Annotated in this window: 14 protein-coding genes; 9 read left to right on the top strand and 5 right to left on the bottom strand. The window is 65.3% G+C overall.

Annotated features, from left to right (window positions below):
* From MXAZACID_RS13885 to MXAZACID_RS17965, 3 genes are all read left to right on the top strand, one after another.
* Positions 1–223 (top strand): biotin/lipoyl-containing protein (locus MXAZACID_RS13885; protein ID WP_008495080.1); only part of this gene is annotated, 223 nt, incomplete at its 5' end.
* Between the two features lie 15 nt (positions 224–238).
* Complete coding sequence (accC, locus tag MXAZACID_RS13880) at positions 239–1,582, top strand: acetyl-CoA carboxylase biotin carboxylase subunit (RefSeq protein ID WP_008495078.1); 1,344 nt, start codon at positions 239–241, stop codon at positions 1,580–1,582.
* Positions 1,583–1,710: 128 nt separating this feature from the next.
* Positions 1,711–4,008: an aminotransferase class III-fold pyridoxal phosphate-dependent enzyme gene (locus MXAZACID_RS17965; RefSeq protein WP_205619810.1), complete on the top strand. Its 2,298-nt coding sequence runs from the start codon at positions 1,711–1,713 to the stop codon at positions 4,006–4,008.
* Between the two features lie 162 nt (positions 4,009–4,170).
* On the opposite strand, the gene MXAZACID_RS13870 is transcribed toward MXAZACID_RS17965, so the two are convergent.
* Entirely contained in the window at positions 4,171–4,770 is a 600-nt protein-coding gene (locus MXAZACID_RS13870; RefSeq protein WP_008495076.1) for a hypothetical protein, read from the bottom strand.
* 45 nt (positions 4,771–4,815) lie between these two features.
* On the opposite strand from MXAZACID_RS13870, the gene MXAZACID_RS13865 reads away from it, so the two are divergent.
* From MXAZACID_RS13865 to rho, 3 genes are all read left to right on the top strand, one after another.
* Positions 4,816–5,775 (top strand): homoserine kinase, encoded by a 960-nt coding sequence (locus MXAZACID_RS13865; protein ID WP_008495075.1) that lies wholly within the window; start codon positions 4,816–4,818, stop codon positions 5,773–5,775.
* Entirely contained in the window at positions 5,765–6,223 is a 459-nt protein-coding gene (gene rnhA / locus MXAZACID_RS13860) for a ribonuclease HI (RefSeq protein ID WP_008495074.1), read from the top strand. Before MXAZACID_RS13865 ends, rnhA begins: the two co-directional genes overlap by 11 nt.
* 159 nt (positions 6,224–6,382) lie before the next feature.
* A complete protein-coding gene (rho, locus tag MXAZACID_RS13855) occupies positions 6,383–7,657 on the top strand; it encodes a transcription termination factor Rho (RefSeq protein ID WP_008495072.1) in 1,275 nt (424 codons plus the stop codon).
* 106 nt (positions 7,658–7,763) lie between these two features.
* Here the strand turns inward: rho and MXAZACID_RS13850 are convergent, their stop codons facing one another.
* Entirely contained in the window at positions 7,764–8,603 is an 840-nt protein-coding gene (locus MXAZACID_RS13850) for a prephenate dehydratase (RefSeq protein WP_008495071.1), read from the bottom strand.
* The gene (locus MXAZACID_RS13845) at positions 8,600–9,328 is read right to left on the bottom strand and encodes a 3-deoxy-manno-octulosonate cytidylyltransferase (RefSeq protein WP_008495070.1); all 729 of its coding nucleotides are present in this window, start codon (positions 9,326–9,328) and stop codon (positions 8,600–8,602) included. Before MXAZACID_RS13845 ends, MXAZACID_RS13850 begins: the two co-directional genes overlap by 4 nt.
* A gap of 139 nt (positions 9,329–9,467) precedes the next feature.
* Here MXAZACID_RS13845 and MXAZACID_RS19420 point away from each other — a divergent pair, with 139 nt between their 5' ends.
* Both MXAZACID_RS19420 and MXAZACID_RS19415 read left to right on the top strand, forming a co-directional pair.
* Complete coding sequence (locus MXAZACID_RS19420; RefSeq protein WP_008495069.1) at positions 9,468–10,460, top strand: c-type cytochrome; 993 nt, start codon at positions 9,468–9,470, stop codon at positions 10,458–10,460.
* Between the two features lie 3 nt (positions 10,461–10,463).
* Positions 10,464–11,246: an inositol monophosphatase family protein gene (locus MXAZACID_RS19415; RefSeq protein ID WP_008495068.1), complete on the top strand. Its 783-nt coding sequence runs from the start codon at positions 10,464–10,466 to the stop codon at positions 11,244–11,246.
* 152 nt (positions 11,247–11,398) lie between these two features.
* Here the strand turns inward: MXAZACID_RS19415 and MXAZACID_RS13830 are convergent, their stop codons facing one another.
* Entirely contained in the window at positions 11,399–13,552 is a 2,154-nt protein-coding gene (locus tag MXAZACID_RS13830) for a malate synthase G (protein ID WP_008495067.1), read from the bottom strand.
* Positions 13,553–13,657: 105 nt separating this feature from the next.
* The gene (locus tag MXAZACID_RS17960) at positions 13,658–15,724 is read right to left on the bottom strand and encodes a glycosyltransferase family 2 protein (protein WP_168118440.1); all 2,067 of its coding nucleotides are present in this window, start codon (positions 15,722–15,724) and stop codon (positions 13,658–13,660) included.
* Positions 15,725–16,117: 393 nt separating this feature from the next.
* On the opposite strand from MXAZACID_RS17960, the gene MXAZACID_RS13820 reads away from it, so the two are divergent.
* Entirely contained in the window at positions 16,118–18,757 is a 2,640-nt protein-coding gene (locus tag MXAZACID_RS13820) for a ribonuclease E/G (protein ID WP_039885391.1), read from the top strand.
* The last annotated feature ends 75 nt before the right edge of the window (positions 18,758–18,832 follow it).

Raw genomic sequence — 18,832 nt, 5'->3', positions numbered from 1 at the left:
GAAGAGCCCGATGGTGGGTGTCGCCTATCTCTCCGCCGAACCCGGCGCGGCACCTTATGTCTCCGTCGGCCAGCAGGTCGAGGCCGGGGCCACGCTGCTGCTGATCGAGGCGATGAAGACCTTCAACCAGATCAAGGCGCCGCGCGCCGGTGTGGTGAAGCAGGTGCTGGTGACCAGCGGCGCGCCCGTCGAATATGACGAGCCCCTGCTGATCATCGAATAACGGACCGGCAGCCCGATGTTCAAAAAGATCCTGATCGCCAATCGCGGCGAGATCGCGCTGCGGGTGCTGCGCGCCTGCCGCGAGATGGGCATTGCCTCCGTCGCGGTGCATTCCACCGCGGATACGGACGCCATGCATGTGCGCCTCGCCGATGAGAGCGTCTGCATCGGCCCGCCTTTGGGGCGCGATTCCTATCTCAACATGCCAGCGATCATTTCCGCCGCCCTCATCACCGGGGCGGAGGCGATCCATCCTGGCTACGGCTTCCTCTCCGAGAACGCCAAATTCGCCGAGATGGTGGAGGCGCACGGGCTGGTCTTCATCGGCCCGACCGCCGAGCATATCCGCATGATGGGCGACAAGATCACCGCCAAGACCACCATGGCCGCTTTGGGCGTGCCGCTGGTGCCCGGCTCGCCGGGTGAGCTGTCCTCGCTGGAGGAGGCGCATGAGGTCGCGGACCGGATCATGTATCCGGTGCTGATCAAGGCCGCCGCCGGCGGTGGCGGGCGCGGCATGAAAGTGGCGAAATCCAAGGACGAGCTGGACGCCGCCTGGCGCGAGGCCCGCGCCGAAGCCCTGGCCGCCTTCGGCAATAATGCGGTCTATATGGAGAAATATCTCGATAAGCCGCGCCATATCGAGCTGCAGATCCTGGCAGATAATTACGGCGAAGTGGTACATATCGGCGAGCGCGACTGCTCGTTGCAGCGCCGCCACCAGAAGGTGCTGGAAGAGGCGGGCTCGCCGGTCATCACCGCGCAGGCGCGCGATGCGCTGGGCAAGACCGCGACCGACGCGCTGAAGAAATTCGGCTACCGCAATGCCGGCACGCTGGAGTTCCTTTACCAGGACGGGCAGTTCGCCTTCATCGAGATGAATACCCGCCTGCAGGTGGAGCATCCGGTCTCCGAGGCGATTTCCGGCATCGATCTGGTGCGCGAGCAGATCCGCATCGCTGCCGGCGAGAAGCTGGGCTACACCCAGGCGGATATTCGCTTCGAGGGCCATGCCATCGAATGCCGCATCACCGCCGAGGATCCCGAGACCTTCACCCCCTCGCCGGGCAAGGTGGAGGTGTTCCATGCGCCGGGCGGGCTGGGCGTGCGGGTGGATAGCGCGCTCTATGCCGGCTACCGCGTGCCGCCGCATTATGACAGCCTGATCGCCAAGCTGATCACCTATGGCCGCACCCGCGACGAGGCGATCGCGCGGATGCGCCGGGCGCTGACGGAATTCGTCATCACCGGGATCAAGACGACGATCCCGCTGCATCAGCGGATTCTGGAGAATGAGGAGTTCCAGTCGGGTGAATATACGATTCACTGGCTGGAGAAATTCGTGGCGCAGGGCGGCTGAAAGACGTGGGGTGGTTTTGAAAAAACACCCCACACCCCCAAAAACTTTTGCAACGGGCCGCCCGTTGAGGGCGGCCTTTGTGTTTTAAAGTCTGGCGCGCGGCGATCGGCTTTGCCTATTTGCGGGCCATGACCGACCCGAAATCCCTGCTCGCCCTGGAAACCAGCCCGCCTTGCTTCAGCGCCGAGGCGGCCGCCGCCTTTGCCCGCGACATCTTCGGCATCGACGGCCCCGCCAAGCCGCTCTATGGCGAGCGCGACCAGAATTTCCGCATCACCCCGGCACAAGGGCCGGGGATCATCCTGAAAATCCTCAGCCCGACCGAGCTGGAAAGTGCCGTGGACTTCCAGACAATCGTGCTCGACCACATCCAGGCCATGGACCCGTCTCTGCCGGTGCCGCGCGTGCGCCGCACTTTGGCGGGGGACGCCTACGCCTTCGTCAAGGATGCCGCCGACACCCCGCATATGGTCCGCGCCCTGGATTTCCAGCCGGGCCGGGTGATGGATGATGTCGAGCCCCCCCCTGCCCTGCTGCGCGACGTCGGCGCCCAGCTCGCCCGGCTGGACCGCGCGCTGGCCAATGTCTTCCACCCCGGCATGGGGCAGAAGATCGTCTGGGATCTGCGCGCCATCGAAATCCTCCGCCCCTCGGCGGCGTTGATCGAACCGGCGCAGGACCGCGCTCTGGTCGAGGCCGTGCTGGAGCGCTTCCTGGCCTTCCGCCCGCATCTGGACCGGCTGCGCCACCAGCCCGTGCATAACGATCTGCACCCCGGCAACATGCTGGTGGATGCGGACGCCACCCGCCTGACCGGCATGTTGGATTTCGGCGACATGATCCATGCGCCGCTGATCTTCGATATCGCCGTCACCGCCGCCGAAACCGTCGGCACCAGCCTGGATCCGATCGCCTACGCCACCGAGATCGTCGCCGGCTATGACGCGGTGAACCCGTTGCAGCCCGAGGAGTTCGGGGCGCTGTTCGAGGCGATCATCGCCCGCCACGCGCTGGCCGCGACCATCATGGCCTGGCGCAAGCAGAACGATCCGGAGGGGGCGGAGAAGCTGGCGGCTTTGGCCGGCATCGGCATCGCCGCCATCCAGGCATTTCTGGCGGCGGGCAAGGAGCGGGTGGTGGCGCGCTTCCGCGCCGCCTGCGCCAGCCGGCCCAGTGCGGGCCTGACCGCGCGCCGCTTCGCGGTGCTGGGCAAGGGGCTGGAGCTGTCTTACGAGGAGCCGGTGCATCTGGTGTATGGCCAGGGCGCGCATCTCTTCGCCCCGGACGGCACGGATTATCTGGACGCCTATAACAACGTCCCCTCCGTCGGCCATGGCAATGTCCGCGTCGCAGACGCGATCTCACGGCAGATGCATTGGATGTGCACCAACACGCGCTACCTGCACGAGACGGTGGTGGCCTATGCCGAGCGCCTGACCGCGACCCTGCCGGACGGGCTGAGCCAGGTGCTGTTCGTCAATTCCGGTTCCGAGGCGAATGACACCGCCTATCGCATCGCCAAGGCGGTGACGGGCAAGAGCGGCGCCATCGTCATCTCCGGGGCCTATCACGGCATCACCGAAATCTCCGCCGCGCTCTCGCCCTATCACGGCCCGCAGGCGCAGCCGCTGGAACCCTATATCGAGGTGCTGGAAGTGCCGGACCCGTTCCGGGGCCGCTTCACCGAGGCCGCGCCTTACGCGGCGGACGCGGACCGGGCGATTGCGGCGCTGCAGGCAAAAGGGCTGGGGGTGGCGATGCTGCTGGTGGACAGCGCCTTCACCGCCCATGGCATCACCGCCGCGCCGGCAGGCTATTTTGCCGCCATCGCCGCCAAGGTGCGCGAAGCCGGCGGGCTGGTGGTGGGCGATGAGGTGCAGTCCGGCTTCGGACGGATGGGCGAGGCCTTCTGGGGCTTCGCCCGCCATGGCGTGGTGCCGGACATGGTCACGCTGGGCAAGCCGATGGCCAATGGCCACCCCACCGGCGCGGTGGTGACGCGGCCTGAGATTCTGGAGATTTTCCAGCGCAAGATCGAGTTCTTCTCCACCTTCGGCGGCAACCCGGTCTCGGCGGCGGCGGCGTTGGCGACGCTGAACGTGCTGCAGGAGGAGGATTTGCAGGGCAACGCCCAGCGCACCGGCACTGCGCTGCGGGCCGGGATCGCCAGCCTGCAGGGGCGCTTCCCGCTGCTGGCGGATGTGCGCGGCGCCGGGCTGATGACCGGGGTGGAGATTTTTGAGGCCGGCCAACCCTCCCGCGCTTTGGCCAAACGCATCGCCAATGCGATGCGCCGCGCCCAGGTGCTGATCGGCACCGAGGGTCCGCAGGGGAATGTGCTGAAAATCCGCCCGCCGCTGCCCTTCAACGGGGCGGATGCAACGCGCTTCCTGGAAACGCTGGAGCGCGTCCTGGCCGGGCTCTGATACGCTTTGTAAAAATTTTCAGAGCAATCTGTGTTTAGGTTGACGCGCCAGAATCAAGATAAACACATGAAATTGCTCACCAAAACAAAATCCAGAGCCTCAAGCTAAAAGCTTGAGGCTCTGGGGCCGGGATGTCCGACATCCGGCCCTGAAAAGGCCGGTTCAGGGCATCGCGCTCGGATGCGCCTTTGCGTAGGCGAGCTGCTCCGGCGTCATCTCGAACCCGACCAGGATTTCGACATCCGCACTCTGCTCATCCTGCGGCAGCACGATCTTGATCGGTTTGCTGGTCAGCGCCGTGGTGCTCATATTGCCGTCGAATTTGAGCGTGGCGGTGTAGTCCTGCTTCTGGATGATCTGATCGCCCTGGGTGATCGCCACGAACCAAGGCAGGCTCACCGGCTGGCCGTGATTGGCCGGGCCGTTATCGGTAAGGAAGCTGGCGGTGAATTTCACCTGCAGCAGCTTCTGCCGCTTCTTGGTCATGGTGGTGCAGGCGCCGGAGACGCCGGTGATCCGCCCGGTCGAGATCTGCCCCGCCACATCGCTGCGGCCGGGCTCGAACAGGGTCACGGTCTGGGCCTGCTGCAGCACCGCCACTTGCGGGCAGAATTTGGTCGGGTCCGGGGCGGCGCCGTCGGCCGGGGTGGCGTCGGCCGCGGCGGTGTCGGGGTGCTTGTCGCCGCCACCGCCGCACGCGGCGAGGGCCAGCAAGGAGAGCAGCGCCGCGGCGGGCGCGAGGACGGACCGGAAATCTTTCATGGCCCTCCCTTGCCAGAATTTTTATCCCCGGTCATCTAGCGCGGCATGGCAGTTTACACGGAAGTCACCGACGAGGCGCTGAGCGCGTTTCTCACACTTTATGACATCGGCACCCTCACCGCCTTCCGTGGCATTGCCGAAGGGGTGGAGAACAGCAATTACGCGCTGAAGACCAGCGCCGGGGATTTCATCCTCACCCTCTACGAAAAACGGGTGAACAAGGAGGATCTGCCCTATTTCCTCGGGCTGATGGAGCATCTGCGCGAGCGCGGCCTCTCCTGCCCGCTGCCGGTGCGCGGGCGCGATGGGCGCAATTTGCAGGAGCTGGCAGGCAAGATGGCCGCCATCACCACCTTCCTGCCCGGGGTCTGGCCGCGCCAGATCCGCCTGGAGCATTGCGCCCCGCTGGGTGCGGCGCTGGCCCGGCTGCATCTGGCCGGCGAGGGCTTTGGCATGACCCGGCGCAACGGGCTGGGCCCGGAGGCCTGGGGGCCGCTGCTGGAGAAAAGCCTGCCCCAGGCCGATAGCGTACTGGGCGGGCTGGGGGCGGAGCTGCAAGGCTGGCTGGGGCGCATCCAGGCCGAATGGCCGCAGGGTTTGCCCACCGGGCAGATCCATGCCGATCTCTTCCCCGACAACGTGTTCTTCCTCAATGGCGAAATTTCCGGGCTGATCGATTTCTACTTCGCCTGCACGGACATCCTCGCTTACGACATCGCGATCTGCCTGAACGCCTGGTGCTTCGAGACGCCGGGCGAGCTGAACGTGACCCGCTCGCGGGCCTTGCTGCGGGGTTATCAGTCGGTGCGCCCGCTTTCCCAGGCGGAGATCGAAGCGCTGCCGGTGCTCGCACGCGGCGGGGCGATCCGTTTCCTGCTCACCCGGCTCTATGACTGGCTGAACCGCGCCCCGGCGGCCTTGGTGACGCCGAAAGACCCGCTGGATTATTACCGGCGGCTGCGCTTCCATTTCGCGGTCTCGGGGGCGGGCGCCTATGGGCTCTGAGGACGAGGCACGGATCGTTGAAATCTGGACCGATGGCGGCTGCAAGCCCAATCCGGGCCCGGGCGGCTGGGCGGCGATCCTGAAATTCGGCGAGGTGGTGAAGGAGCTCTCCGGCGGGGATGCGGACACCACCAATAACCGCATGGAGCTGACGGCGGCCGCAGAGGCGCTGAGCGCGCTCAAGCGCCCCTGCACGGTGAAGCTGCACACCGATTCCGAATATCTGAAAAACGGCATCACACGCTGGCATCAGGGCTGGGTGCGCAAGAACTGGCGCTCCTCCACCGGCGATCCGGTGAAGAACATGGATCTCTGGAAGCTGATCCTGGAGGCGGCGAAGCCGCACAGCATCGAATGGCTCTGGGTGCGCGGCCATTCGGGCAATGCGATGAATGAGCGCGCCGACGTGCTGGCGACGGCAGCCCGCGAGGCACTGGAAAAACGCTAATTTCCACGCCCGTCTTGACGGCGGGCGTGCGAATCCCCATTACAGCGTCAGGACGTCCACGTCCCTGCGCCGGTCCTCGGCCGCATGTAAATCTCATTTTGACCATAAAGCTGCGGCCTTCCGCCGCAGCGTTTCCTGTCACTGGATCTCTGGTTCCCCATGCATCTCGCCGAATTAAAGGCAAAATCCCCGACCGACCTCCTGGCCCTGGCTGAGGAGCTGGAGGTCGAAAACGCCTCCTCCCTGCGCAAGCAGGAGATCATGTTCGCCATCCTGAAAGCCCATGCCGAGAACGAGCAGGCGATTCACGGTGATGGCACGCTGGAAATCCTGCCCGACGGGTTCGGCTTCCTGCGCAACCCCGAGGCCAACTTCCTCCCCGGCCCGGACGATATCTACGTCTCCCCGCAGCAGGTGCGCCGCTATGGCCTGCGCACCGGCGACACGGTGGATGGCGAGATCCGCGCCCCCAAGGAAGGCGAGCGTTATTTCTCCCTGGTAAATGTCGAAAAGATCAATTTCGAGTCGCCGGAGGCGGTGAAGCACCGCATCAATTTCGACAATCTCACCCCGCTCTACCCGACCTCGCGCCTGCGCATGGAAGTGGAAGCGCCGGAGCCGACCGTGAAGGGCCAGCAGAAGGAAGTCACCGGCCGGGTGATCGACCTGGTGGCGCCGATCGGCAAGGGCCAGCGCGCCCTGGTGGTCGCCCCGCCGCGCACGGGCAAGACCGTGATGCTGCAGAACATCGCCGCCTCGATCACCGCCAACCATCCGGAAGTGTTCCTGATCGTGCTGCTCATCGATGAGCGGCCGGAGGAAGTGACGGACATGGCGCGCTCCGTGCGCGGCGAGGTGGTGGCCTCCACCTTCGACGAGCCGGCCTCGCGCCACGTGCAGGTGACCGAGATGGTGCTGGAGAAGGCCAAGCGCTTGGTCGAGCATAAGCGCGACGTGGTGATCCTGCTGGATTCCATCACCCGCCTGGCGCGCGCCTACAACACCGTGGTGCCCTCATCCGGCAAGGTGCTGACCGGCGGTGTGGATGCGAACGCCCTGCAGCGCCCGAAGCGCTTCTTCGGTGCGGCGCGTAATATCGAGGAAGGCGGCTCGCTGACCATCATCGCCACCGCCTTGATCGATACCGGCTCGCGCATGGACGAGGTGATTTTTGAAGAGTTCAAGGGCACCGGCAATGCCGAGCTGATCCTGGACCGCAAGCTCTCCGACAAGCGCACCTTCCCAGCGATCGACATCACCAAGTCCGGCACGCGTAAGGAAGAGCTGCTGGTGGAGAAGGCGGTGCTGTCGAAGATGTGGGTGCTGCGCCGCATTCTGAACCCGATGGGGACGACGGACGCGATGGAGTTCCTGCTCGACAAGCTGAAATACTCGAAGAGCAACAACGATTTCTTCGAGGCGATGAATACTTGAAGAAAGCGGCGGCCCGATTCAGACTGCGCGGCTGCGCCGCTCCGTCATCGGGACGCCATCAACGCCTTGTCACGAAAAAACCCGGCCATAGGCCGGGTTCTTTGTTTCATCCGTGCGCGAGGCGGTACGGGTCCATCTTATACGTGCCCAGGACTTTGAAGTCCGTGCAGAAAAAACCCAGCTCCTCGAAGGCATGTTTCAGCCCGCTCTGCGCCGGGTGCCCTTCCACCTCGGCCAGGAACTGGGTGGCGGTGAAGCTGCCATTCACCATGTAGCTCTCCAGCCGCGTCATGTTCACACCATTGGTCGCGAACCCGCCCAGCGCCTTGTAAAGTGCGGCCGGCACGTTGCGGACATTGAACACGAAGGTCGTCATCAGCCCCGGCGTTTCCGGCTCCACCGGCAGCGGTTCGCGGGCCATGATGTAGAAGCGGGTGGTGTTATGCGCCTCGTCCTCGACATTACGGCGCAGAATCTCCAGCCCGTACATCTCGCCCGCCAGCGAGGAAGCGATCGCGGCATCCGCCTTGCTGTCGAGTTTGGCGATGATCTCCGCCGCCCCGGCGGTGTCATATTCCACCACGGCGGTCGCGCCCAGCTCGGCGATCAGCCGCTTCACCTGGCCCAAAGCCACCGGATGCGAATGGATGCGCTTGATGTCGGAAATCCGCGTACCCTTCGGCGCCAGCAGGCAATGCTCGACGCGCAAAAACGTCTCGCCGATGATCGAGAGGCCGGAATCGGGCAGCAACGCGTGCATGTCCCCCACCCGGCCGACGATGGAGTTCTCCGGCGGCAGCATGGCGAGATCCGCCCGGCCCTCGCGCACCGCCGCCATCGCCGCCTGGAAACTCTCACACGGCAGGGTGGCGGCCCCCGGAAAAGCGGTACGGCAAGCGAGGTCCGAATAGGCGCCAGGCATGCCCTGGAAGGCGATCAGGCTCATTGGCAAAGCGCCTCCCTGGCGCGGTCTAGATCTTCTGGAGTATCGACGCCGAACGGCGCCTGCGCCACGCGCGCGGCGCCGATGCGCAAGCCCGCTTCCAGCGCCCGCAGCTGCTCCAGCTTCTCGCGCAGCTCCAGCGGCGAGGGCGGCAGTGCGACGAAGCGCTCAAGGGCGGCGCGGCGATAGGCGTAGATGCCGATATGATGCCAATGCGGCCCCTCGCCGGAGGGGATCAGATGGCGGGAGAAATACAAAGCCGGGCTGACCTCGGTATCCCCCGGAAAGGCGCAGGCACATTTGACCACGGAGGGCGCATCGCGCTCGGCCTCGGTGGTGATCGGCGCGACCAGCGTGCCGATATCGAACCCCTGGGCCAGCGGCTTCACCACTGTTGCAAGATAGGACGGGTCGATCGAAGGCAGATCGCCTTGCAGATTGACGATGACATCATGCGCGCCCGCCGGGTCGAGGCGGCGCAGCGCCGCCCAGATACGGTCCGAGCCGGAGGGCAGATCCGGGTCCGTCATCACCGCGATGCCCCCGGCTTTCTCAACCGCTTCAGCCACTTGCGCCTCACAGCAGGCCACCGCGACAGGGCCGAGCCCGGCGCTCAGCGCGCGGTCCAGCACATGCGCGATCATCGGTTTGCCGCCGATATCGGCCAGCACCTTGCCCGGCAGGCGGGTGGAGCCGAAACGCGCGGGGATCAAAACGATGGGATTCAAAAGCCTGGCCCTCTTGTCTGCTTGCCGCCCTGCCTAATTCCCTCTACGCCTAAGGGCAATACGCCACGGCAAAGCGACAGGGAGTGCTGGGGCAACAACGTCCAGACTAGAAGTCCAAAACACGAACCTGGGGAAAACCATGCAGAATTCGGGCAAGGATGGTTTGTTTTTCAATAAAATCGCCGCCGGCGTGCTGACCGCCGGGCTGGTGCTGTGGGGGGCGAACCGGATCGCCCATGTCCTCATCCCGGATGAGGCGCCAGAGCATGCGGCGTTGCAGGTGGCCGCCCTGCCCAGCGCCGCCCCGGCCACCGCGCCAGCGCCCAGCGGGCCGGAGAGCGTGCTGCCGCTGTTGGCCAGCGCGGATGTGGCCAAGGGCCAGGCTTTCGTCGCCCAGCAATGCGCCGCCTGCCATACGCTGACAGCGGGCGGGGCCAATGGGGTGGGGCCGAATCTTTATGGCGTGCTCGGCGGGCCGATGTTCGCCCATGCCGGCTTCACCTATTCCGCCGCCGTCAAGAGCAAGGCCAAGGGCGACTGGGATTATGACAAGATGAACCAGTGGCTGTACGCGCCGAACGATTTCGCGCCCGGCACCGGCATGTCCTATAGCGGCATCCACAGCACCCAGACGCGGGCGGACGTGATCGCTTATCTGCGCACCCTGGCCGCGCAGCCGGTGGCGCTGCCCAGCGCCGCTGAGATCAAAGCCGCCAGCGCCGCCGCCGCGCCGGCCGCCGCCACCCCCGCCGCCACGCCTTCTGCCCCGGCTGAGGATCTGAACAGCCTGCTGGCCAAGGCGGACCCGGCCAAGGGCAAGGCCCTCTTCGCCCAGCAATGCGCCGCCTGCCATGCCATCGCCAGCGGCGGGCCGAACGGGGTGGGGCCGGATCTGTACGGCATCGTCGGCGCCAAGGCGTTCTCCGCACCGGGCTTTGCCTATTCGGACGCGGTGAAACCCCATGCCGGCAAGCCCTGGACGCCCGCCATGCTAGATGACTGGCTGAAAGCCCCGATGAGCTTTGCACCCGGCACGCATATGGCCTATCCCGGCATCAAGAACGACCAGATGCGAGCGGATATGATTGCCTATCTGAACCAGAACGCGGCCAGCCCGGCCAAGCTGCCCTGATCCATGCAGGAGCTGATTGCGATTGCCAATGCGGCGCTCGATGCCAGCGGGGCGGTGATTCGCCCTTATTTCCGCATTGGTCTGAGCGCCGACGATAAATCCGACGAAAGCCCCGTCACCGCCGCGGACCGCAAGGCCGAGCAGGTGCTGCGCGCCGCCCTGGCCGAAGCGACGCCGGATTTCGGCATCATCGGCGAGGAGTTTCCGGCGCATAACCCGCAGGCCAAATATGTGTGGGTGACCGACCCGATCGACGGCACCCGCGCCTTCATCACCGGGCGCACCAGCTTCACCACCTTGCTGGGCCTGCTGGAGGACGGGGTGCCGGTGCTGGGTTTCATCGACCAGCCGATCACCCGTGAGCGCTGGTGGGGCGGGCGCGGTGTGCCGGCCGGGTTCTCCAGCGCGCTCGGCGGTGTGCCCGGCACCCGCCAGACGGTGAGCCTGGCGCAGGCCGAGCTTTCCGCCACCTCGCCGGAGATGATCGCCGGCGCCGGGGACAATGCGGTGCGCCGCTTCAACCAGCTGCGCCATGCCGCCAAGCGGATCTATTGGGGCGGGGACGCCTATTCCTACGGGCTGCTGGCGCTGGGGCAGATCGACGTGATCGCCGAGCACGACCTCAAACCCTGGGATTGGGCGGCGTTGGGTCCGGTGATCGAAGCCGCCGGCGGGGTGGTGACGGATTGGGCCGGAGCGCCGTTGAAGCTGGGCTGCGACGGCTCAGTGCTGGCCAGCGCCAATGCGGCGCTGCACGCGCAGGCGCTGGCGGAACTCAACCGCTAGAACAATATGTGTTTAGGTTGACGCGCCAGCGCCAAGATAAACGCTTGAATTGCTCGTTAAAACAAAACTGAGAGCATTAAGCTAAAAGCTTGATGCTCTCAGTCATTGTAAACGGGCTGACCTGAGGACCGCCCGTCATCGGTCGCGTCGTGTTACGCCGCTTTCGCCTCGCGGCGGCGGCGGGTCAGGATGAACTCGGTATAGCCGTTGGGCTGGCTCAGCCCCTCGAACACCAGATCCAGCGCCGCCTTGAAGGCCGGGCCGTCATAGCCAGGCGCCATCGGCTTATAGGCCGCATCGCCGGCATTCTGCTTATCCACCACCAGCGCCATGCGCTTCAGCGTCTCCATCACCTGCTCCTTGGAGACGATGCCGTGATGCAGCCAGTTGGCGATATGCTGGGAGGAAATCCGCAGCGTCGCGCGGTCTTCCATCAGCCCGACATCATGAATGTCCGGCACCTTGGAACAGCCGACCCCCTGGTCGATCCAGCGTACCACATAGCCCAGCAGCCCTTGCGCATTATTATCCAGCTCCTGCTGGATCTCCTCGGGGCTCCAGTTCACGCCATGGGCCAGCGGCACCGTCAGCAGGTCCGAGAGCTTCGCGGCCGGCCGGCTCTTCAGCTCGTTCTGCCGGGCCAGCACGTCCACGTCGTGGTAATGCATGGCGTGCAGCGTGGCGGCGGTAGGGGATGGCACCCAGGCGGTGTTGGCGCCGGCTTTCGGATGCGCGATCTTCTGCTCCAGCATCGCCGCCATCTGGTCAGGTGCCGCCCACATGCCCTTGCCGATCTGCGCCTTGCCCTGCAGCCCGCATTCCAGCCCGAAATCCACGTTCCGGTCCTCGTAGGACTTGATCCAGGGCTGCGCCTTGATGTCGTTCTTGCGCAGGAAGGGGCCGGCCTCCATCGAGGTGTGGATCTCATCGCCGGTGCGGTCCAGGAAGCCGGTATTGATGAACACCACACGATGCTTCGCCGCCGCGATGCAGGCTTTCAGATTGGCGCTGGTCCGGCGCTCCTCATCCATGATGCCCATTTTCAGCGTGTTGGCGGGGATGTGCAGCAGCTCCTCCACCGCGCCGAACAGCGCATTGGCATTCGCCGCCTCCTCCGGCCCGTGCATTTTCGGCTTCACGATATAGACCGAACCCTGACGGGAATTGCGCTTCGCCGCGAGGTCATGCTTGGCGATCAGCGAGGTGATGACGGCGTCCATCACCGTCTCCGGCACTTCCTGCCCATCGATGGTGATCATGTCCGTCAGCATATGGTGGCCGACATTGCGCACCAGCAGCAGCGAGCGGCCATGCAGGCTCAGTGTCGAGCCGTCCGGCGCGGTGTAGGTGCGGTCCGGATTGAGCTTGCGCTCGAAAACCTTGCCGCCCTTCTCCACCGGGGCGGAGAGCGTGCCCTGCATCAGCCCCAGCCAGTTGCGATAGACCAGCACCTTGTCCTCGGCATCCACCGCCGCCACGCTGTCCTCGGCATCCATGATCGTGCTGATCGCGGATTCCAGGATGATGTCGGCGATATGGGCGGTGTCGTTCTTGCCGATCGTGTGGGTCGCGTCGATGACGATTTCGGCGTGCAGATGATGATTCTTCAGCAGCACCGCGCTGGGGGAGGCGGCATCGCCATTATAGCCGGCGAACTGGGCGGGGTCTTTCAGGCCCACATCGCCGGAGGGCAGCAGCACCACCAGCCTGCCCGCTTCAACCTTGTAGCCCAGCGCATCGGCATGGCTGCCCTCTTCCAGCGGGAAGGCCGCGTCCAGGAAGGCGCGGGCACGGGCGATCACCGCATCCGCGCGCACCGGGTTGAAACCCTTACCGCGGGTGGCGCCATCACTCTCCGGCAGCGCATCGGTGCCGTAGAGCGCATCATACAGGCTGCCCCAGCGGGCATTGGCGGCGTTGAGCGCGTAGCGGGCGTTGGAGACCGGCACCACCAGCTGCGGCCCGGCGATCACCGCGATCTCGTCATCCACCTTCGAGGTTTCCACCGAAAACGCGGCGGGTTCGGGCAGCAGATAGCCGATCTCGCGCAGATAGGCCTCATAGGCGGCTTGGTCGTGCGGCTTGCCCTTTTGGGCGCGGTACCAGCCATCCAGCTTTTTCTGAATCTCGTCGCGCTTGCCCAGCAGCACCGCGTTGGTGGTGGCGAAATGCTTCAGCAATTTGGCGAACCCGGCCCAGAAGGCCTCCTGCTCCAGCCCCGTACCCGGCAGCGCCTCCTGATTCACAAAATCATACAGAACCGTGGCGACTGACAGGCCCGAAATGGATGTTCTGGCGTCCGGCATTACCAACTCCTTGCTTTCATTGTTCTTTGCACCTTCCCGGTGAAACTGTGCCGCAAAGACCCGGCCGGGTGCAAGGCCATACCGGCCTGACCAATTTTGGCGCGTTCAGCGCGGCGCCGGACCAAATCCCGGCAGCTCGGCACCAAGATAAACCTTTGTCGGCATGCCATGCTTGGCCACCAGCTCATCCCAGCTGATCGTCGCCACGGGATAAGCCCGCCCGCCACCGCCCGGGGTGAGCATCGCAATCTCCCCGCCGCGCGCCGCCGGAGCAAAATTCTCCACCACCAGCCGGCCTTCGGCGATCTCGGCGGCGAATTGTTCGGTGAGGGCATAATAGGCGCGCACGCCGGGTTCGACGATGACCACCCGCGCCGACGCCAATGCCTGCCGGATCCGCTCGTGATCCGGCATCGCCACGAACATCTCAACTGCCGGGCCGAGTTCGGCGATATTATCCCAGCCATGCGCGACCAGCCGCTCCCAGAACAGCGCCAAGCGGCGCTCCTCCACGGCGTTGATATGCGACAGGAAGGCCTGTAGTTCGTCGGGCTTATCCGCGATTTCGCCCCAGATCCGCTCGCCGTGAAAATCTCCCCGCAACCCGCGCGCGACACGCTGGCGAAACGCATCCTCGGTCCGGATCGCGTAATGGTGGATCATCGCGCCCGACTGCATGATCCGTTCGGCACGTCCATCCTGTTGCAGCCAAGCGTTCGCCGCATTGGGGAAATCCCGGTAATATTGCCGCATATCCTCGCCCAATACGTTGAGTGGCCGGATATCGACATTCACGCAATCCGAGAGCTGATGCACAAACCCATTGTCAGCGATGGTTTCGAATAATTCCGGACGATCCAGAATGCAGGAGCGGAACAGCATTTTGGTAAAAGGGTGCAGGTGCGGCTGATGCCGGGTGAGGCTGCGCAGCACGCTCTTTGGCGGCGTCGTCTGGCCATTGGGGCCAAAAAGCAGCCAGTTGAACATCAAACAATCAGTGCGCTCCTCAAACCGGGAGAGGAAGCCCGGCAGATCCTCGCCCGGCGGAAGGCTGATGAACTCGTCGAGATCGAGGAAACTGACCCATTGCGCGGCACCGCTATCATGCCGGGCGAAATGCATCATCATCTTCCGGTGCATTCCCTGTTCAGGGAAAAACCGGAAGCTTACGAACGGGGCCGGCCCCTGCACGAAGGGCAGGATCTCTTCATAAAGCTCGCTCGGCTCATCGTCATTGCAGTACAGGAACACGTGCTCGAAGCCGATGGCACGGTGATAGGTCAGCCATTCAGAGATGTAAGGCGTCTCCCAGCGGGCGCAGGCGGCAATGGCAAAGCGGTAACGATAGGCGCTCGCGGGCGGGGCCTGCAACGTTTGTGGCTTCGCCGGCTTTGGCATCATCGCCCGTAATTCGCCCGCCCGCGCCGCCAGCCGCTCATCGGGCACCTCGTTGCGGTCATACGCCTCGAACTCGCCCTCCGGGCGGGTGAGGTCGTGATAGCCGCGCGCCATCTTCTCGCGCCAATGGGCGCGGGAGCGGACGAAATAATGGTTGAGGCTGCCGCCCTGATGGTCCGGCGTGGCCGCCAGCACCCCCGGCCCGCCGCCCCAGATAATCGGCCGCCCGAGCAGATCGACATACTCGCCCCGCATCGCGAAGGCGTGCGGGTTGAGGCAGTTTTCCATCTGTGCCGGGCGGATGATCGATTTCACATGATGGTTGGGGCCAAACCCCAGCGCCGCCCGGCGGGTAAAGCGCTCCACCAGCAACCCGTCGGGAAACTCATCATGCCCGTTGGAGCCGAAAATCGCCCAGGGCAGCGCCACCGCCGCCTCCGGCCGCGCCGCCAGCAGCCCTTTCAGCGTCAGCCCGTCATCCAGCCGCAGGAACTCATCCGCGTCGAAAAAACCCAGCCATTCGAACTCTTCCGCCATCGCGCGAGCGATATGTTCATAGCCGCGCATCTGATAATCCGGGGCGGTGCTGGACCATGCCACCACCCGCACGTCGCGCCCCAGCGCAAAATCCTGGGCGATAGCGATGGTGGCGTCCGTGGAGCCGTTATCGAGCAGGATGACAGTGTCAAACCCGATGATGAACTGCCAGGCCAGCCACTCCGCGATATGGCGCGCCTCGTTCTTCACGATCGCCACACAACCGATCTTCCCCACCTCGCCTCCCTTCGGCAGCCATGGCAAGTCTGGCGGCAAAGCCCGGGGCCGACAACCCCGGCGGCAAACCCTACCCCCTTGCAGGGGCGGGTTTTTTGGGTCATCTACGATTACAGGATGTGTGCGGCGCGGCGTTTGGCCCTGACCGGTTGGCCGCCAGCGTCGCATCCAGAATAAAAAATGTCGCAATCCGGTGCCAACGCGCCGGCGAGTTTATGGAACCGATGACCGCTCTGACGACCGAGACCCCTTTTTCCTTCAAGGCTTTAGCCCGGTTCGGCGTTGTGTCCTCTGGTTTTTACACGTCCTCCTTTCATCCCTATTTCGCGCCCAGCGCGCAGGGCCGGCAGATCCATGCCGCCCCGCTCGGCGCACGCCGGAGTTTTATCCTTAATGTCAAAGAAAATGCTGATCGATGCCAGCCACGCGGAAGAAACCCGCGTGGTGGTTCTGGACGGTAACCGCCTCGACGATTTCGACGTCGAGACCGTCAGCCGCAAGCAGATCAAGGGCAATATCTACCTCGCCAAGGTGATTCGGGTCGAGCCGAGCCTGCAGGCCGCCTTCGTCGAATATGGCGGCAACCGCCATGGCTTCCTGGCCTTCGGCGAAATCCACCCGGATTATTACCAGATCCCCGTCGCCGACCGGCAGAAGCTGCTGGACCTCCAGGCCGAAGCCGCCGCCGAGGACGAGGACGAGCCGGAGGACGAGGCCGCCGCCGACGCCAAGGCGCTTGAGATCAAGCCGATCGAGATCCACGCCGCGCCGCCCCCGGAAGAGGGCAGCGCGCTGCCGCATGACGCGCTGAGCGGCGCCGACGAGGCCGAGATCGCCCCGGACCCGGAAGCCCCCGCCGATGCCAGCGCCGAAGAGGCGATGCCGGCCGAGATTTCCGCCGAGGCCGGTGAGAGCGACAGCGTTGAGCAGATCGAACCCGAGGGCCCGGCCCCGGAGCAGATCGGCGGCGATGGCGACGATGCGGCGGAAGCCCGCGAGCGCCGTCTGCGCCAGCGTTTCCTGCGCAATTACAAGATCCAGGACGTGATCCACCGCCGCCAGATCATGCTGGTGCAGGTGGTCAAGGAAGAGCGCGGCAATAAGGGCGCGGCGCTGACCACCTATCTCTCGCTGGCCGGCCGCTTCTCGGTGCTGATGCCCAACTCGCCCACCGGCGGGGGCGTGTCGCGCAAGATCACCTCGCAGACCGACCGCCGCCGCCTGAAAGAGACGATGGCGGAGCTGGATATCCCGCCCGGCATGGGCATGATCGTGCGCACCGCCGGCGCCAACCGGCCGAAGCCCGAGATCAAGCGCGATTGCGAATATCTGCTGCGGCTCTGGGACGATATCCGCGACAAGACGCTGGAATCCTCCGCCCCGGCGCTGATCTATGAGGAAGCCAGCCTGATCAAGCGGGCGATCCGCGATGTCTATACCAAGGATGTCGAGGATATTCTGGTGGACGGCGTGGACGGCTTCAAGGCGGCGCGGGACTTCATGCGCATGTTGATGCCAGCCAATGCCCGCAAGGTGCAGCTCTGGCAGGAAGGCCAGCCGCTCTTCGCCAAGCACCAGGTCGAGGCGCAGCTGGATGCGATGCTGAACCCGGTGGTGCAGCTGCGCTCGGGCGGTTACATCGTCATCAACCAGACAGAAGCCCTGGTCGCCATCGACGTGAACTCCGGCCGCTCCACCCGCGAGCGCTCAATCGAGGACACCGCCCTGCGCACCAATATGGAGGCCGCGGAAGAGGTCGCCAAGCAGCTGCGCATGCGCGACCTGGCCGGGCTGATCGTGATCGATTTCATCGACATGGAAAGCCGGCGCAACAATGCCGCCGTCGAGCGCAAGCTCAAGGACGCGTTGAAGCATGACCGCGCGCGCATCCAGGTGGGCAGCATCAGCCATTTCGGGCTGATGGAAATGTCGCGCCAGCGGCTGCGCCCGTCGCTCACCGAGGCCTCGCTGATCACCTGCCCGCATTGCGCCGGCATGGGCCATGTGCGCAGCCCGGAGAGTGCCGCGCTGCATATTCTGCGCGCCATCGAGGATGAGGGTGCCAAGTTCAAATCCGCCGAAATCTGTGTCTATCTGCCGCCGGAAATCGCCTTCTATCTGTTCAACCATAAGCGCGAGCGGCTCTCGGCGATCGAGGAACGCTATTCGATGCGGGTGATCTTCGAGGCGGATGCACGGCTGACCGGCACCAATTTCCGCCTGGAGCGGACCAGGGCGCACACCGCGCCGCCCCCGGCCCCGGCCCCGATGAAGATCGAGCGCGTGCTGGAAGCCGCCGCGGCGGAAGCCGATGAGGCGGATGCCGAGCTGGAAGAGGCCGAGACCACCGAAGCCGCCGAGGCTGCATCGGCCGAGCGTGGCGAGCGCAAGCGCCGCCGCCGCCGGCGTGGCCGCCGCCGTGGTGAAAACGGCCAGGGCAACGGCACGGACGCCGCCGCCGAGAGCGAGGGCGATGCCGAGACCGGCGACGAGAGCGCCGAGGATGCACCGCCAACCGAGCTGGATCTGGCCCTGGAAGCCGCCTTCCGCGACGCCGAGGCCATGGGCCCGGCCGAAGCCGAGCTGGCCGAAACCGCGATCGAGGCAGCGCCGGAAGCGGCGGTGATCCTCGCCGCCGAAGCCGCGCCGGATGCGGCCCCGGCCAAGCCCAAGCGCGCCCCGCGCAAGCGCAAGCCCGCTGCCAAGGACGGCGCCAAGGCGGAGCCCGAAGCCGCCCCGGCCGAGGCAATCGAAGCCACCCCCGTGGAGGTGGCCGCCGTGGCGGAGCTGGAAGCCGCCCCGGCCAAGCCCAAGCGCGCACCGCGCAAGCGCAAGCCGGCTGCCAAGGACGGCGCCAAGGACGCGGCCCCGGCTGAAATCGCTGTTCCAGTGGAGGCCATCGAGGCCGCGCCGGTCGAGGTCACGGCGGTGCCGGAGGCCACGGAAATCGCGGCCGAGCCGGTGGTGAAGCCGATCCTGGTCGGCGCCACGGAGGCCCCGGCTGCCAAGAAAACCGGCTGGTGGCGGCGCTAACCCGCACGCTACGGCCAAAAACGGCCGGTTGATTTACAGTTCGTAGCGAAAATGGGGGCGTTTTTCGCCCCCATT

The organism is Acidocella sp. MX-AZ02, from assembly GCF_000306035.1.
In the GTDB taxonomy this organism is placed as follows: Bacteria; Pseudomonadota; Alphaproteobacteria; order Acetobacterales; family Acetobacteraceae; genus Acidocella; species Acidocella facilis.
The sequence above is the reverse complement of the archived record's forward strand: the minus strand, read 5'-3'. Positions and strand labels throughout refer to the sequence as shown.

What these genes read in the sequence shown, in the direction of transcription:
- MXAZACID_RS13870 (WP_008495076.1), bottom strand. Translation starts at nt 4,770, where the DNA reads ATGAAAGATTTCCGGTCCGTCCTCGCGCCCGCCGCGGCGCTGCTCTCC.
- MXAZACID_RS19415 (WP_008495068.1), top strand. Translation starts at nt 10,464, where the DNA reads ATGCAGGAGCTGATTGCGATTGCCAATGCGGCGCTCGATGCCAGCGGG.
- MXAZACID_RS13850 (WP_008495071.1), bottom strand. Translation starts at nt 8,603, where the DNA reads ATGAGCCTGATCGCCTTCCAGGGCATGCCTGGCGCCTATTCGGACCTC.
- MXAZACID_RS19420 (WP_008495069.1), top strand. Translation starts at nt 9,468, where the DNA reads ATGCAGAATTCGGGCAAGGATGGTTTGTTTTTCAATAAAATCGCCGCC.
- accC (WP_008495078.1), top strand. Translation starts at nt 239, where the DNA reads ATGTTCAAAAAGATCCTGATCGCCAATCGCGGCGAGATCGCGCTGCGG.
- MXAZACID_RS13830 (WP_008495067.1), bottom strand. Translation starts at nt 13,552, where the DNA reads ATGCCGGACGCCAGAACATCCATTTCGGGCCTGTCAGTCGCCACGGTT.
- MXAZACID_RS13820 (WP_039885391.1), top strand. Translation starts at nt 16,118, where the DNA reads ATGTCAAAGAAAATGCTGATCGATGCCAGCCACGCGGAAGAAACCCGC.
- MXAZACID_RS13865 (WP_008495075.1), top strand. Translation starts at nt 4,816, where the DNA reads ATGGCAGTTTACACGGAAGTCACCGACGAGGCGCTGAGCGCGTTTCTC.
- rnhA (WP_008495074.1), top strand. Translation starts at nt 5,765, where the DNA reads ATGGGCTCTGAGGACGAGGCACGGATCGTTGAAATCTGGACCGATGGC.
- MXAZACID_RS17965 (WP_205619810.1), top strand. Translation starts at nt 1,711, where the DNA reads ATGACCGACCCGAAATCCCTGCTCGCCCTGGAAACCAGCCCGCCTTGC.
- rho (WP_008495072.1), top strand. Translation starts at nt 6,383, where the DNA reads ATGCATCTCGCCGAATTAAAGGCAAAATCCCCGACCGACCTCCTGGCC.